Source organism: Pantoea graminicola (genome assembly GCF_048452665.1).
Lineage (GTDB): Bacteria > Pseudomonadota > Gammaproteobacteria > Enterobacterales > Enterobacteriaceae > Pantoea.
In genome coordinates, this window is record NZ_JBLWSJ010000001.1 from 454,576 (window position 1) to 467,899 (window position 13,324).

15 protein-coding genes are annotated in these 13,324 nt (G+C 59.9%); 6 read left to right on the forward strand and 9 right to left on the reverse strand.

The window, feature by feature from the left end; genetic code table 11:
• Position 1: 1 nt before the first annotated feature.
• The 4 genes from potH (at position 2) to rlmC (ending at position 3,521) form a co-directional block, all read left to right on the forward strand.
• On the forward strand, positions 2–964 hold the full coding sequence (gene potH, locus ACNY69_RS02295) for a putrescine ABC transporter permease PotH (protein WP_111141219.1): 963 nt from the start codon (positions 2–4) through the stop codon (positions 962–964).
• Positions 961–1,806 (forward strand): putrescine ABC transporter permease PotI, encoded by an 846-nt coding sequence (gene potI / locus ACNY69_RS02300; protein WP_111141220.1) that lies wholly within the window; start codon positions 961–963, stop codon positions 1,804–1,806. The genes potH and potI overlap by 4 nt, the downstream gene beginning before the upstream one ends.
• Positions 1,807–1,881: 75 nt before the next feature.
• The gene (locus tag ACNY69_RS02305) at positions 1,882–2,349 is read left to right on the forward strand and encodes a YbjO family protein (protein ID WP_111141221.1); all 468 of its coding nucleotides are present in this window, start codon (positions 1,882–1,884) and stop codon (positions 2,347–2,349) included.
• A 41-nt stretch (positions 2,350–2,390) separates the two neighbouring features.
• Positions 2,391–3,521: a 23S rRNA (uracil(747)-C(5))-methyltransferase RlmC gene (gene rlmC / locus ACNY69_RS02310; protein ID WP_111141222.1), complete on the forward strand. Its 1,131-nt coding sequence runs from the start codon at positions 2,391–2,393 to the stop codon at positions 3,519–3,521.
• 35 nt (positions 3,522–3,556) lie between these two features.
• Here the strand turns inward: rlmC and ACNY69_RS02315 are convergent, their stop codons facing one another.
• The 6 genes from ACNY69_RS02315 to ACNY69_RS02340 all read right to left on the reverse strand — a co-directional run bounded on the left by ACNY69_RS02315 (position 3,557) and on the right by ACNY69_RS02340 (position 8,031).
• Entirely contained in the window at positions 3,557–4,288 is a 732-nt protein-coding gene (locus ACNY69_RS02315; protein ID WP_111141223.1) for an arginine ABC transporter substrate-binding protein, read from the reverse strand.
• 115 nt (positions 4,289–4,403) lie between these two features.
• On the reverse strand, positions 4,404–5,072 hold the full coding sequence (gene artM / locus ACNY69_RS02320) for an arginine ABC transporter permease ArtM (protein WP_111141224.1): 669 nt from the start codon (positions 5,070–5,072) through the stop codon (positions 4,404–4,406).
• Entirely contained in the window at positions 5,072–5,788 is a 717-nt protein-coding gene (artQ, locus tag ACNY69_RS02325) for an arginine ABC transporter permease ArtQ (protein ID WP_111141225.1), read from the reverse strand. Before artQ ends, artM begins: the two co-directional genes overlap by 1 nt.
• 6 nt (positions 5,789–5,794) lie before the next feature.
• Positions 5,795–6,526, reverse strand: a complete 732-nt coding sequence (gene artJ, locus ACNY69_RS02330) for an arginine ABC transporter substrate-binding protein (protein ID WP_111141226.1) — start codon at positions 6,524–6,526, stop codon at positions 5,795–5,797.
• Positions 6,527–6,541: 15 nt separating this feature from the next.
• Entirely contained in the window at positions 6,542–7,270 is a 729-nt protein-coding gene (gene artP, locus ACNY69_RS02335; RefSeq protein ID WP_367396210.1) for an arginine ABC transporter ATP-binding protein ArtP, read from the reverse strand.
• Between the two features lie 221 nt (positions 7,271–7,491).
• Positions 7,492–8,031 carry a lipoprotein gene (locus tag ACNY69_RS02340; protein WP_418797246.1) on the reverse strand — a complete coding sequence of 180 codons (540 nt, stop codon included), beginning with the start codon at positions 8,029–8,031 and terminating at the stop codon, positions 7,492–7,494.
• Positions 8,032–8,137: 106 nt separating this feature from the next.
• Between ACNY69_RS02340 and ACNY69_RS02345 the strand changes: the two genes are divergently transcribed.
• Together ACNY69_RS02345 and ACNY69_RS02350 are read left to right on the forward strand one after the other, a co-directional pair.
• Positions 8,138–8,458, forward strand: a complete 321-nt coding sequence (locus tag ACNY69_RS02345; RefSeq protein WP_111141229.1) for a heavy metal-binding domain-containing protein — start codon at positions 8,138–8,140, stop codon at positions 8,456–8,458.
• A complete protein-coding gene (locus tag ACNY69_RS02350) occupies positions 8,455–9,279 on the forward strand; it encodes an N-acetylmuramoyl-L-alanine amidase (RefSeq protein ID WP_418797247.1) in 825 nt (274 codons plus the stop codon). The genes ACNY69_RS02345 and ACNY69_RS02350 overlap by 4 nt, the downstream gene beginning before the upstream one ends.
• A gap of 5 nt (positions 9,280–9,284) precedes the next feature.
• Here ACNY69_RS02350 and ltaE read toward each other — a convergent pair whose 3' ends face one another.
• The 3 genes from ltaE to ACNY69_RS02365 all read right to left on the reverse strand — a co-directional run bounded on the left by ltaE (position 9,285) and on the right by ACNY69_RS02365 (position 13,214).
• On the reverse strand, positions 9,285–10,289 hold the full coding sequence (gene ltaE / locus ACNY69_RS02355) for a low-specificity L-threonine aldolase (RefSeq protein WP_293773866.1): 1,005 nt from the start codon (positions 10,287–10,289) through the stop codon (positions 9,285–9,287).
• 66 nt (positions 10,290–10,355) lie between these two features.
• The gene (gene poxB, locus ACNY69_RS02360) at positions 10,356–12,077 is read right to left on the reverse strand and encodes a ubiquinone-dependent pyruvate dehydrogenase (protein WP_111141232.1); all 1,722 of its coding nucleotides are present in this window, start codon (positions 12,075–12,077) and stop codon (positions 10,356–10,358) included.
• A gap of 237 nt (positions 12,078–12,314) precedes the next feature.
• On the reverse strand, positions 12,315–13,214 hold the full coding sequence (locus tag ACNY69_RS02365; protein ID WP_111141233.1) for a LysO family transporter: 900 nt from the start codon (positions 13,212–13,214) through the stop codon (positions 12,315–12,317).
• Positions 13,215–13,324 lie beyond the last annotated feature (110 nt).

Consider the following 13,324-nt stretch of genomic DNA (forward strand, 5'->3'; position numbering starts at 1 on the left):
TATGAGCCAGATTTTTCAACGCGCCAAAGCGCCTGCCCGCCTGGTTGGCACGCCGCTGCAGCGCTGGGCCACGCGGGTTAAAATGCAGCATGGCCGCAAACTGGTCATCGCCCTGCCTTATGTCTGGCTGGTGCTGCTGTTTCTGCTGCCGTTTCTGACGGTGCTGAAAATCAGCTTCGCCGACATTGCGCGAGCGATTCCCCCGTACACCGAGCTGGTGAGCTGGGCCGACGACCAGTTCAGCATCGTGCTGAATTTCGGCAACTATCTGACGCTGACTGACGATCCGCTCTATATCGACGCCTATCTGCAGTCGCTGAAAGTGGCGGCGATCTCCACGGTAATCTGCCTGCTGATTGGCTATCCGCTCGCCTGGGCGGTGGCGCACAGCAAGCCGTCGATGCGTACCATTCTGCTGCTGCTGGTGATCCTGCCGTCGTGGACCTCCTTTCTGGTGCGCGTCTACGCCTGGATGGGGCTGCTGAATAACAACGGGATTCTGAACCGCTTCCTGATGTGGCTTGGCGTGATCGACCATCCGCTGGTGATCCTCTACACCAACACCGCAGTCTACATCGGTATCGTCTACTGCTATCTGCCGTTTATGGTGCTGCCGATCTACACCGCGCTGACCCGCATCGACTACTCGCTGGTGGAGGCGTCGCTGGATCTGGGTGCGCGCCCGCTGAAGACCTTCTTCAGCGTGATCGTGCCGCTGACCAAAGGCGGTATTATTGCCGGCTCGATGCTGGTGTTTATTCCAGCGGTGGGGGAGTACGTGATCCCGGAACTGCTGGGCGGGCCGGACAGTATCATGATTGGCCGTATCCTGTGGCAGGAGTTCTTTAACAACCGCGACTGGCCGGTGGCCTCGGCGCTGGCGGTGATCATTCTGCTCATCCTGATTCTGCCGATTATCTGGTTCCACAAGCATCAAAACCGTGAAATGGGAGAGAAGGCATGACTAATCTGCCCACCATCCGCTCACCCTGGCGGACCGCCATCCTGGCCTGCTGTTTTCTGTTTCTCTATGCGCCGATGCTGCTGCTGGTGGTCTACTCCTTCAACAGCTCACCGCTGGTGACCGTGTGGGAGAGCTTCTCGTTCCACTGGTATAAGGTGCTGTTCCAGGACAGCGCGATGATCGATGCGGTGCTGCTGAGCCTGAGCATCGCCGGGCTTTCCGCGACGATGGCGGTGGTGCTCGGCACACTGGCGGCGGTGATCATCGTGCGCTTTGGCCGCTTTCGCGGGCACAACGGCTTTGCCTTTATGCTGACCGCGCCGCTGGTGATGCCCGACGTCATCACCGGCCTGTCGCTGCTGCTGCTGTTTGTCGCGATGGGTAACGCTTTTGGCTGGCCGTCTGAACGCGGTATGCTGACCATCTGGCTGGCGCACGTCACCTTCTGTACGGCGTATGTGGCGGTGGTGATCAACTCGCGTCTGCGTGAGCTGGACCGCTCAATTGAGGAGGCGGCGATGGATCTGGGTGCCACCCCGCTGAAGGTCTTTTTCGTGATAACGGTGCCCATGATTGCCCCGGCGATTGTCACCGGCTGGCTGCTGGCGTTTACCCTGTCGCTCGACGATCTGGTTATCGCCAGCTTTGTCACCGGGCCGGGGGCGACCACGCTGCCGATGGCAATCTTCGCCACCGTGCGACGCGGCGTTAACCCGGAAATCAATGCCCTGGCTTCCCTGATCCTGTTTGTGGTCGGCCTTGTCGGTTTTATCGCCTGGCGGTTTATGGCACACGAAGAAAAGCAACGTTTAAGCGATATTCAGAAAGCTAAACGTGGCTGAAATGGCTAACCTTTGCCACTATATGAACGGGCCGGTTTAACCGGCCCGTTTTTTGATCCGGTGGAGCCAGGGACTATGTCAGACATCTTCAAAAGCAGCGTTACGCTGGACAGCGCGCCGGTGCCGGTGACGGTAGCGGGCATTGCGATTATTGCGACCCGCTGCCTGAGCGTTCTGATGCTGGCAAACGAGCTGGGCTACAGCGAACTCGCCAACTTTGTGCACCGCAGCGCCCAGTCCTGGGACGCAACCCTGATCTTTATTGCCAGCCAGCTGATCTTCCTGTTTGAGCTGCGCTGCGCCTTTACCCTGATGCGCGGCAGTAACCGTGGACGCTGGGGCTATGTGGCGACCCAGGTGATTGTGCTGATCTACATGCTGTTTGCCTCGCTGGGTGGGATCTATCCGGAGATATTCAGTATTCATGGCGACAATAACGTCCAGATCATCCACCACACGCTGGCGCAGAAAATCCCCGATCTGCTGGTGCTGATGCTGCTGTTTCTGCCCGCCAGCAGCCGCGCATTTTTCGGAAAGCGGTGATAGAATCGCGCTCCGCCCGACCCGATCTTTAAGGCTTTACCATGCACTGCGCACTTTATGACGCTAACCGTTGCCGCTCCTGTCAGTGGCTGGAAAAACCCTATCCCACGCAGCTGAGCGACAAACAGGCAATCCTGGCGCAGCTACTGGCCGGGCAGCCGGTCGCGGCCTGGCTGCCGCCGGTGGCGTCCCCGCAGCAGGCGTTTCGCAATAAAGCCAAGATGGTGGTCAGCGGCAGCGTCGAGCGGCCGGTGCTGGGTCTGGTCCGGCCCGATGGCGAGGCCGTTGACCTCTGCGAATGTCCGCTCTATCCCGCCTCCTTTCAGCCACTTTTTGCGGCGCTGAAGCCGTTTATCGCCCGGGCCGGGCTGACACCCTATAACGTGGCACGCAGACGCGGCGAACTGAAGTTCCTGCTGATCACCGAAAGTCAGCAGGGGGGCGTGATGCTGCGCTTCGTTCTGCGTTCGGCCGCCAAACTGGACCAGCTGCGCGCCGCGCTGCCGTGGCTGCAGCAGCAGCTGCCACAGCTGACGGTGATCTCGGCCAATATTCAGCCGGTGCATATGGCGATTCTGGAAGGGGATGAGGAGATTGCGCTGACGCCCGCTCAGGCGCTGCCGGAGAACTTCAACGGCGTGCCGCTCTGGATCCGGCCGCAGAGCTTCTTTCAGACCAACCCGCAGGTGGCGAGCGCCCTCTATGCCACCGCGCGTGACTGGGTGCGGGCGCTGCCGGTCAGCAGCATGTGGGATCTCTTCTGCGGCGTGGGCGGTTTCGGTCTGCACTGTGCGACACCGGAGATGACGCTGACCGGTATTGAGATTAGCGCCGAGGCGATCAAATGCGCCCGGCGTTCCGCTGAGATGCTGGGGCTGGAAAAGGTGCAGTTTGCGGCGCTGGACTCCACAGCGTTTGCGACCACGCGTGATGCGGTGCCTGAGCTGGTGCTGGTGAATCCGCCTCGTCGCGGGATTGGTGAGGCGCTGTGTCACTATCTGAGCCAGATGGCCCCGGATTATCTGCTCTATTCGAGCTGCAATCCGCAGACGATGGCGCAGGACATTGCCCGGCTGGACGCCTATGAGATAACCAGGGTGCAGCTGTTCGATATGTTTCCGCATACCGCCCATTTTGAAGTGCTGACGCTGTTAACCCGCCGTCAGCACTGAGCCGGCCATGCGCCCGCATGGGGCGCGGCCTGACATTACTCCGGGAACCACTTCTGATTAAGCTGCTGCCAGCGACCGCTGGTTTTCAGCTCAGCCAGCGCCTGATTGAACTCATTAAGCAGCGCGGTGTTGCCTTTGCGCACGGCGATACCCAGGCCGGTGCCGAAATAGTCTGCATCGGTCACATGATCGCCGACTGTGGCAAGCTCCGGGTTGCTCTTCAGCCACTGATTCACGACTGCGCTGTCGCCAAATACGCCATCCAGCCGGCCACTCTTCATATCCAGAATCGCATTCTGATAGCTGTCATACGCCACGACTTTCACTTCAGGATGCTTATCCTGCAGGTACTTCTGGTGGGTAGTACCGTTCTCAACGCCGATACGCTTGCCTTTCAGGTCAGCGAAGCTGCTGAATTTATCTTTGGGGGCAATCACGATGGCGGAGTTCGCGTAATAGGGCTGGGTAAAATCGACCTGCTTGCTGCGCTCGGCGGTAATATCCATGCCGGAGATCACCGCGTCATAACGGCGGAACTTGAGTGACGGGATCAGGCTGTCGAAGGCGTTGTTGGTAAAGGAGCACTCCGCCTTCATCTGCTGACACAGGGCTTTGGCCAGATCGATGTCGAATCCCACCAGGTTATTCTCCTGGTCCAGCGATTCAAAAGGCGGATAGGTCGCTGAAGCGGCAAAGCGAATTTTTTCGGCGGCCTGGGCGCTGATAGCAAGGGAAACCAGTGCGGCGGCGATAATCCATTTTTTCATTTTATGAGTCCTGTGATGAGGTCAGCCAGAGAAGGCGATACCCTGCCATAAAATGAATTTCTATGCAATTGGTGTGATTTTTCAGGCGAAAAGGGCGGGGGATCCCGCCCGCCTGTCAGTGACGACGTTCAAACGCCAGGGCGCGCTTCTCGATCAGTCGCATCATCAGCGTCAGCAAGCCGTTAACGCAGAGATAGATCAGACCTGCTGCGGCATAGACCGTGATGTCATAGGTGCGGCCATAGAGCAGCTGACCGTGGCCCATGACTTCCATCAGTGTGATGGTGTAGGCCAGCGAGGTGCCCTTAAACACCAGCACCACCTCATTGGAGTAGGAGGAGAGGGCGCGTTTAAATGCATAGGGCAGCAGAATGCGCAGCGTATCTTTGCGGCTCATGCCGAGCGCCGCGCACGACTGCCACTGTCCGGCCGGAATGGCGCGCACGGCTCCGTAAAAGAGCTGCGTGGTGTAGGCGGCACTGTTGAGCGACAGTGCCAGCATGGCACAGAGCCACGGCTGCGACAGTAAGTGCCACAGCCACGGCACCTGCTGCAGCGAGGGGAATTGTCCCGGCCCGTAGTAGATCAGGAAGATCTGCACCAGCAGCGGCGTGCCGGTAAACAGCGTGATAAAGCCTTTGACCAGCGGCGAAAACAGCGGCGTTTTCAGGGACAGTACCACGGTGAAAAGCAGCGCAAGCAGCAGGGCGACGATCAGCGAGGCGGCTGTCAGCGTCAGACTGGTGTGCAGGCCTTTCAGGAGTTCGGGCAGATAGGCGAGCATCAGCTGTTCCCCCGTTCAAAGCGCGTCGTGCGCAGTTCGATGCGACGCAGCACCGCCTGGCTTAACAGGGTAATCACTAAATAGATCGCAGCGGCCACCAGAAACCAGGTAAAGGGCTCCTGGGTGCGGGTCGCGATACTTTTGGTCTGCAGCATCAGGTCATTCACGCTGATCAGCGACACCAGCGCGGTATCCTTGAGCAGCACCAGCCACTGATTGCCCAGACCGGGCAGGGCGTGACGCCACATCTGCGGCATAATCAGTCGCATAAAGATGGCCGACTTCTTCATGCCCAGCGCCTGACCCGACTCCCACTGTCCCACCGGCACCGCTTTCAGGGCACCGCGCAGGGTCTGCGAAGCATAGGCCGCATAGAGCATCGCCAGCGCAATCACACCGCACAGGAAGGGACTGACATCGAAGTTTTCGATCTGCATCTGAACCGGCAGCTGAAACAGCCCGAAGTTGAGCGTGAAGCCGTCGGAGAGCGTGAGCAGAAGCTGCGAGGCACCGAAATAGATAAACAGCACCACCAGGATTTCCGGCAGGCCGCGGATCAGCGTCACCAGTCCGGTGCCTGCCCACGCCAGCGGTTTCAGGCGCAGCGACTCCCAGCCAGCGAAAATCATCGCCAGCACCAGGCCAGCGATGAGAGCACAAACAGCAAGGCCGACGGTCATACCGGCGGCGCTTGCGAGGGTCATCATTTCATTCATCAGGAATTACTGCTGGAACCATTTGCTGTAGATGGTTTTGTAGGTTCCGTCGGCTTTGATCTTATCCAGCGCGCCATTGAATTTCGTCTGCAGATCGGTGTTACCGGTACGGACCGCAATACCCAGGCCGGTGCCAAAGTAGGCTTTATCCGTCACTTTGTCGCCAACGGCGGCCAGCGCAGGGTTCTTCTTCAGCCACTCGTTGACCACGGCGGTGTCACCAAATACCGCGTCGATACGGCCATTTTTCAGATCCAGCACCGCATTCTGATAGCTGTCGTAAGGAACGATGGTGATCTCGCTGTGTTTGTCCGTCAGGTATTTCTGATGCGTGGTGCCGTTCTGCACACCGACACGCTTGCCTTTCAGCGCGTCAACGCTGGCGACTTTGCCTTTCTGTGCCACAAACAGCGCCGAGTTGTCGTAATAAGGTTTAGTGAACAGCACCTGCTTTTCGCGATCCGGGGTGATATCCATGCCCGCCATCACCGCATCGAAGCGGCGGAATTTCAGGCTTGGGATCAGGCTGTCGAACGCCTGGTTGGTGAAGGTACAGGTGGCGTCGATCTCTTTACAGAGCGCATTGGCCAGATCGACATCAAAACCCTGAATCTTGTTGTCAGCGTCCACGAACTCAAAAGGAGGATAGGAGGCTTCGGTCGCAAAACGAATCGTCTGCGCCGCTGTGGCGCTCAGGCTGAAACCAGCAAGCAGTGCAGCAAGTACCATTTTTTTCATTTTTAGCATCCTGACTTAGTGCGAAAGATAGTGAGCAAACGCCTCGGTTTGCGGCTGTGTAAAACGGCTGGCATCGCCCTGTTCCACAATATGACCGTTCTCCATATAGACGACGCGGCTGGCCGTTTTGCGGGCCACTTCCACCTCATGGGTTACGATCACCTGGGTAATACGGGTCTGGGCCAGCTCGCGAATGATACTGACAATCTGTGCGGTAATTTCAGGGTCCAGCGCGGCGGTCGGCTCGTCGAACAGCAGCACCTGCGGCTCCATCATCAGTGCGCGGGCAATCGCCACACGCTGCTGCTGACCACCCGAGAGGTGCAGCGGAAAACGATCGCTGTAAGGGGTCAGACGCAGACGATCGAGCAGCTTGTCGGCGCGGGCGCGGGCCTCACCTTTACTGAGACCCAGGACCCGGCAGGGCGCTTCGATCAGGTTCTGCAGCACGGTGAGGTGCGGCCAGAGATTGTATTGCTGAAACACCATGCCGACATTCTGCCGCAGTTCGCGGATCGCGGCGTCAGAGGGTTTCTGGCTGAAATCAAACTGATTGCCGGCAATCTGCAACTGACCTGAACGGGGCTGCTCCAGCAGGTTAAGCACCCGTAACAGGGAGCTCTTCCCGGCACCGCTGGGACCCAGCAGCACAAGCGTTTCGCCTTGCGGACACTCAAGGTTGATGTCGAACAGCGCCTGATGAGCACCGTAGAAGCAGTTTATTGCGTTTAGTTGAATACTCATGCGCCAGATTTGAATAGCTATTAGTGTCGCGGATTTTAACGTCACCAGAATAGTTATGCAAATAAGGTGGGTTAAAATTTGTAAAACAGTCCTGAACACCTAAAGTTTAGCACAATATCGTGCGCTGTCTGACGCCATGGCGGGGCCGCCGACGGATGACAGACACAAAAAAAGCGCAGTGCCGGAGGGCAGCTGCGCTTTTCTGAGCGTCAGGCCGGAGATTATTTTTTCGCCTGCTCAAGCATCTGGCTCAGGCTGCCGCCGGTGGCGTGAGCAGGATTAGCCATATAGCGCACGTCATCCACGACCCAGCAACTGCCCTGGTGGATCATCAGCACTTCATCCTGCCACTTTTTACCGTCACGGCTCAGATCGACCCGCAACAGGATATTGCGCGCATCGCGGTTCGGGATCGTAGAGGCGTCAGCCACACTGGCCGCCGTCGGACCCTGTGACAGGCTGGAGAAGAGATCGCCGTTGCGCCACTGTGCGCCCACGGTGCCACTGCTGGCGGTCTGCAGCGAGTGGTAGAGCGCATCACTCAGGTAAGGGCGATATTTTGCCAGGGTGTTGCTGTCAGGCACCCCCTGGACAGGCTGCGCGATACGCAGATCGTAAAACTGCTGGGCCACCTGGTCAGGACCGCCTTCGATGCAGGGTGCGGTACGCGGGCCATTATCCTTTGTCACGGGCTCAACGGTCGTACAGGCGCTGAGCAGCAGCGCCGCTGGGATCAGGAGCGCAAACGCATTGTTTCTCATCTCGATTTCCTTATGGTTCTCTGGCAAGGTGCCCTTTTTAGCATAGAGTATAGTCGTGCTTTTTAGTCGAAAGAGCCCTGGTCCGGTTTTCAACGAGGAGAATAGGATGAAATTTTCAACAACCCCCACGCTGGAAGGTCACAGCATCAGCGAATATTGCGGTGTGGTCACCGGTGAAGCGATTCTGGGTGCCAATATCTTCCGCGATTTCTTTGCGGGCATCCGCGACGTGGTCGGTGGCCGTTCCGGTGCCTATGAGAAGGAGCTGCGCAAAGCGCGGGAGATCGCCTTTGAGGAGCTGGAGCAGCAGGCTAAATCGCTGGGCGCAAATGCGGTGGTCGGTATTGATATCGACTACGAAACGGTGGGCAAAGAGGGCAGCATGCTGATGGTCAGCGTTACCGGAACGGCGGTGATTATCCGTTGAAACGCGGCCTGCTGCTGATACTGGCGCTGCTGCTGGCAGGCTGCCACGCCGGAATGGAATCCCGTGAAGGCTACTGGGCCGATCAGCGTTATCCGGCCCAGGGGGCGCGGCCGCGGGTGAAAGTGATTGTGGTTCACTATACCGCTGAGGATTTCTCCTCATCGCTGGCAACTCTCACCGATCGTGAGGTCAGCGCCCACTATCTTATCCCGCGTAATCCGCCGCAGCGCGCCGGAAAAGGGATCATCTGGCAGCTGGTGCCGGAGCAGCAGCTCGCGTGGCACGCCGGTCCCAGCTTCTGGCGCGGGGCCACCCGCATCAATGACACCTCGATTGGCATTGAGCTGGTCAACCGGGGCTATCGCCGGACCCTGACGGGTCTGGAGTGGCAGCCCTTTACCGCTGCGCAGATCGCCGCGCTGGAGGCGCTGCTGCGCGACATTACGCAGCGCTACGGTATCGGGGCGGAAAACATTGTCGGCCACAGTGATATAGCGCCGCAGCGCAAGCAGGATCCGGGACCGCTGTTTCCCTGGCAGCAGCTGGCGCAGCACGGCATCGGTGCCTGGCCCGACGCCAGCCGGGTCGCCTTTTATCTGGCCGGGCAGGATCCGCATGCCGCGGTGCCGGCTGACGCCTTACTGGCGCGCCTGCAACGCTATGGCTATCCGGCTTCCGCCGGGATGAGCGCGCGTGAGGCGCAGAAGGTGATCGCCGCGTTTCAGATGCATTTCCGGCCTGCGGATTATCGCGGTCTGCCGGACGCAGAAACTGCTGCGATCGCCGCCGCGCTGCTGGAGAAGTTTGGCGCGGCGGAGTAGTGCGGTTAGCGCTGCTGCAGGAAAGCCTTCCAGTGGGCGACAACCTGCGTCAGCGCCGCCCGGTCCACATCCAGATGAGTGACCAGCCGGGTGCGGGTGCCGACACTGATTAACACGCCGTGCGCTTTCATCCAGTCACCCAGGGCGCTGACCTGATCTTCCGGCACCGCTACAAACAGCATGTTGGTCTGCTGATCGATGACGCTGACACCCAGCGCCTGTAACTGCTCGCCCAGCCAGGCGGCATTGTCATGATCCTCCTGCAGACGCGCCACATTGTGCCCGAACGCGTAGAGACCGGCGGCCGCCAGGATACCCGCCTGGCGCATGCCGCCACCGGTCATTTTGCGCCAGCGACGGGCGCGCTCAATCAGCGCCGTGTCGCCACACAGCAGGGAGCCAGCCGGTGTGCCGAGCCCCTTGGAGAGACAGATGGTCAGGGTGTCGCAGTAACGCGCGATCGCCGCCAGCGTAGTCTGCTGAGCGACCACCGCGTTGAAAATGCGCGCGCCATCAATATGCAGCGCCAGCTGATGCTGGCGGGTAAAAGCCCACGCCTGCTCCAGATAGGCCAGCGGCAGGACCTTGCCGTGATGGGTGTTCTCCAGGCTCAGCAGACGGGTGCGGGCAAAGTGAATATCGTCCGGCTTGATGGCAGCCGCCACCACGTCGAGCGGCAGTGTGCCATCCTCCGCGGCCAGCACAGGCTGTGGCTGAATGCTGCCCAGCACCGCCGCACCGCCCGCCTCATATTTGTAGTTGTGCGCCTGCTGGCCCACGATATATTCATCGCCCCGTTCGCAGTGACTCAGCAGCGCCACCAGGTTGGCCTGGGTGCCGGTCGGAAAAAACAGCGCGGCAGCTTTGCCGCTCAGCCGTGCCGCTTCCGCCTCCAGCGCATTCACGGTAGGGTCGTCACGATAGACGTCATCACCGGTTTCGGCAGACATCATGGCGCTTAACATGGCGGCGCTGGGCCGGGTCACGGTATCACTGCGTAAATCGATCACCTTATGCTCCTGAACGTGGCGGAAAAAAAAGGCGGGCCTCGCGCCCGCCCTGATGGCCTCTCTGTTTTACCGCAGCCAGTTGGTTTTCGCCAGTTCTACCACCTCGTCGCCACGGCCATTCATAATGGCGCGCAGCATATAGAGGCTGAAGCCTTTGGCCTGCTCCAGCTTGATCTGCGGCGGCATCGCCAGCTCCTCTTTGGCGGTGATGACATCCACCAGCACCGGGCCGTCATGGGCAAAGGCCTCTTCCAGCGCGCCGTTGAGATCCGACGCTTTTTCCACGCGGATCCCCCGGATGCCACAGGCCCTGGCGATAGCGGCGAAATCGGGATTACTTAGCTCCGTGCCGTCGGTCAGATAGCCGCCCGCCTTCATCTCCATCGCCACGAAGCCCAGCACGCTGTTGTTGAAGATCACGATCTTCACCGGCATGTTCAGCTGCGCCAGCGAGATAAAATCGCCCATCAGCATACTGAAGCCGCCGTCGCCGCACAGCGCGACGACCTGACGATCGCGATCGATCGACTGCGCCCCCAGCGCCTGCGGCATCGCATTCGCCATCGAGCCGTGGTTAAACGAACCCAGTAGGCGGCGTCTGCCGTTCATCTTCAGATAGCGCGCCGCCCAGACGGTCGGGGTGCCGACGTCGCAGGTAAAAATGGCGTCGTCGCTGGCGTAGTGGCTGATCTGCTGGGCCAGATATTGCGGATGGATCGCCTGCTTATCGTTGGGCTGCGCCAGCTCGTCCAGACTTTTACGCGCCTCGCCGTAGTGCTTCACCGCGCTGTCGAGATGGCGGCTGTCGCTTTTCGGCGTCAGCTGAGGGAGCAGCGCCTGCAGCGTGCTTTTCACATCGCCGACATAGGCCTGGTCGACGTGACAGTGCGACCCCAGGCTGCCAGGGTTGATGTCGATCTGGATAATCCGCGCCTTTTCCGGATAGAAGGCGCGATAGGGAAACTGGGTGCCCAGCAGCACCAGCGTGCTGGCGTTCATCATGGCGTGAAAGCCGGATGAGAAGCCGATCAGGCCGGTCATGCCCACATCATAGGGGTTGTCATATTCGATATGCTCTTTCCCGCGCAGCGCATGAACGATCGGTGCCTGCAGCGCCTCAGCCAGCGCGACCACTTCCTGATGCGCTCCGGCACAGCCACTGCCGCACAGGAGAGTAATCTCTGAGGCTTCGTTCAGCGTCTTGGCCAGCTGCGCCAGTTCGGCGGGCTGGGGCAGGACCTGCGGCAATTGCGGCGGATACCACTCCGCGCGGGCGCTTTCCGGCGCCAGCTGCAGGGCGATATCCCCTGGCAGTACCACCACAGAGACCCCGCGATTCAGGATCGCCTTTCGCATCGCGATACCCAGCACCTGCGGTAGCTGCTCCGGGTTCGACACCAGTTCACAGTAGTGGCTGCACTCACGGAACAGCTCCTGAGGATGCGTTTCCTGGAAATAGCCGCTGCCGATCTCGCTGGAGGGGATGTGTGCCGCGATCGCCAGGACCGGCACGCGATTGCGGTGGCAGTCGAACAAACCGTTGATCAGATGCAGGTTACCCGGCCCGCAGGAGCCGGCACAGACCGCCAGTTCTCCGCTGATATGCGCTTCCGCACCGGCCGCAAAGGCGGCGACCTCTTCATGACGTGTAGGCATCCATTCGATGGTGCCCATGCGATTCAGGCTGTCGCTCAGGCCGTTCAGGGAGTCCCCGGTGACGCCCCAGATGCGTTTTACACCTGCGCTTTCCAGCGTTTTAGCGACCAGTGCCGCTACGGTTTGTTTCATGCGCTTCTCCTTTATCGAGCCGTCCGGCAACGTGACGTGACCAGAACTGAAAAAAGAAGCGTAGACGACACGGCAGAAAAGCAGGCGTGAAAAAATGCGCTGGCAGGGCTGGCCGGATAACCGCAGGCGCTACTGGCAATCAGCCGCCGGACGCCAGAAGAAAGCGGAGCGGCTGATCCCGACCGCCCGATGACGCCCCCGGGTTTAAGGAGCGTCCGTAGCGGGGCTGGCTTGCGGTCAGGCGGAGAAGAGAGCGATAAGAATCGGCGCCAGCAGGCTCATCACAAAGCCATGCACGATGGCGGCCGGGACAATCTCATTGCCGCCCGCCCGCTGCAGCACCGGCAGGGTAAAGTCCATGGAGGTGGCACCGCACAGGCCCAGCGCGCTGGAGCGATGACGGCCAATCAGCGCCGGAATCAGCATGATCGCCACCAGCTCCCGAATCAGATCGTTAAAGAAAGCGGCGCTGCCGGTGACCGGGCCAAAGGCTTCGGTCATCAGGATCCCGGAGAGCGAGTACCAGCCAAAGCCGCTGGATAAGGCCAGCCCGGTTTTCACCGGCATCCCCAGTAGCAGCGCCGCGATCACGCCGCCGATAAGCGCACTGACCAGCACCACGCTGGCCACCAGCATACCGCGGCGATTGAGGATAATCTGGCGCAGCGTCATGCCGCTGCCGCGCAGCTGAATGCCCACCAGGAACAGCAGGAAAATCAGCGCATATTCGCTGGCCGTTGCGGCGTGATGCAGGAGGGGCCACTGGGTCAGGCCAAGCAGAAAACCGATGACCACGACGCCGCAGAGTTTCAGGGAGTCCAGCGCCATATTGAGCCGCGAGGGCAGCTTCTCCTGTCGGTGAAGATGCTGCCAGGGGACAAACTTTTCCAGACCGCGCAGCGCCAGCAGGTTGCAAAGCAGAATGCAGAAGGCCGCCACCAGCGCGGTGTGAAAGATCGCCAGCAGATTGCTGCCGAGGTTATCGAGAAACGCCAGGCTGATGCCCATAAAGAACAGGATGACATAGACCATCCAGCCCAGCAGCTGATTGACGCGGCGCAGCATCGCCGTCTGACGGAAGGGTAACAGCCAGCCCGCGATCAGGGGCAGCAGAATAATCAGAAGTCCGGAATACATAGCAGAAGCCATCCGTGGAGGAAAGAGGCCACACGCTAGCGAAAAAGCGTAACGGAGTAAACCCCGTTACTGCTTGACCGGCTGGCTGACGGCAACCATGCTCTTTATAA

Coding starts and splice junctions, on each gene's coding strand:
- potH (WP_111141219.1), top strand. CDS start 2: ATGAGCCAGATTTTTCAACGCGCCAAAGCGCCTGCCCGCCTGGTTGGC.
- potI (WP_111141220.1), top strand. CDS start 961: ATGACTAATCTGCCCACCATCCGCTCACCCTGGCGGACCGCCATCCTG.
- ACNY69_RS02305 (WP_111141221.1), top strand. CDS start 1,882: ATGTCAGACATCTTCAAAAGCAGCGTTACGCTGGACAGCGCGCCGGTG.
- rlmC (WP_111141222.1), top strand. CDS start 2,391: ATGCACTGCGCACTTTATGACGCTAACCGTTGCCGCTCCTGTCAGTGG.
- ACNY69_RS02315 (WP_111141223.1), bottom strand. CDS start 4,288: ATGAAAAAATGGATTATCGCCGCCGCACTGGTTTCCCTTGCTATCAGC.
- artM (WP_111141224.1), bottom strand. CDS start 5,072: ATGCTCGCCTATCTGCCCGAACTCCTGAAAGGCCTGCACACCAGTCTG.
- artQ (WP_111141225.1), bottom strand. CDS start 5,788: ATGAATGAAATGATGACCCTCGCAAGCGCCGCCGGTATGACCGTCGGC.
- artJ (WP_111141226.1), bottom strand. CDS start 6,526: ATGAAAAAAATGGTACTTGCTGCACTGCTTGCTGGTTTCAGCCTGAGC.
- artP (WP_367396210.1), bottom strand. CDS start 7,270: ATGAGTATTCAACTAAACGCAATAAACTGCTTCTACGGTGCTCATCAG.
- ACNY69_RS02340 (WP_418797246.1), bottom strand. CDS start 8,031: ATGAGAAACAATGCGTTTGCGCTCCTGATCCCAGCGGCGCTGCTGCTC.
- ACNY69_RS02345 (WP_111141229.1), top strand. CDS start 8,138: ATGAAATTTTCAACAACCCCCACGCTGGAAGGTCACAGCATCAGCGAA.
- poxB (WP_111141232.1), bottom strand. CDS start 12,077: ATGAAACAAACCGTAGCGGCACTGGTCGCTAAAACGCTGGAAAGCGCA.
- ACNY69_RS02365 (WP_111141233.1), bottom strand. CDS start 13,214: ATGTATTCCGGACTTCTGATTATTCTGCTGCCCCTGATCGCGGGCTGG.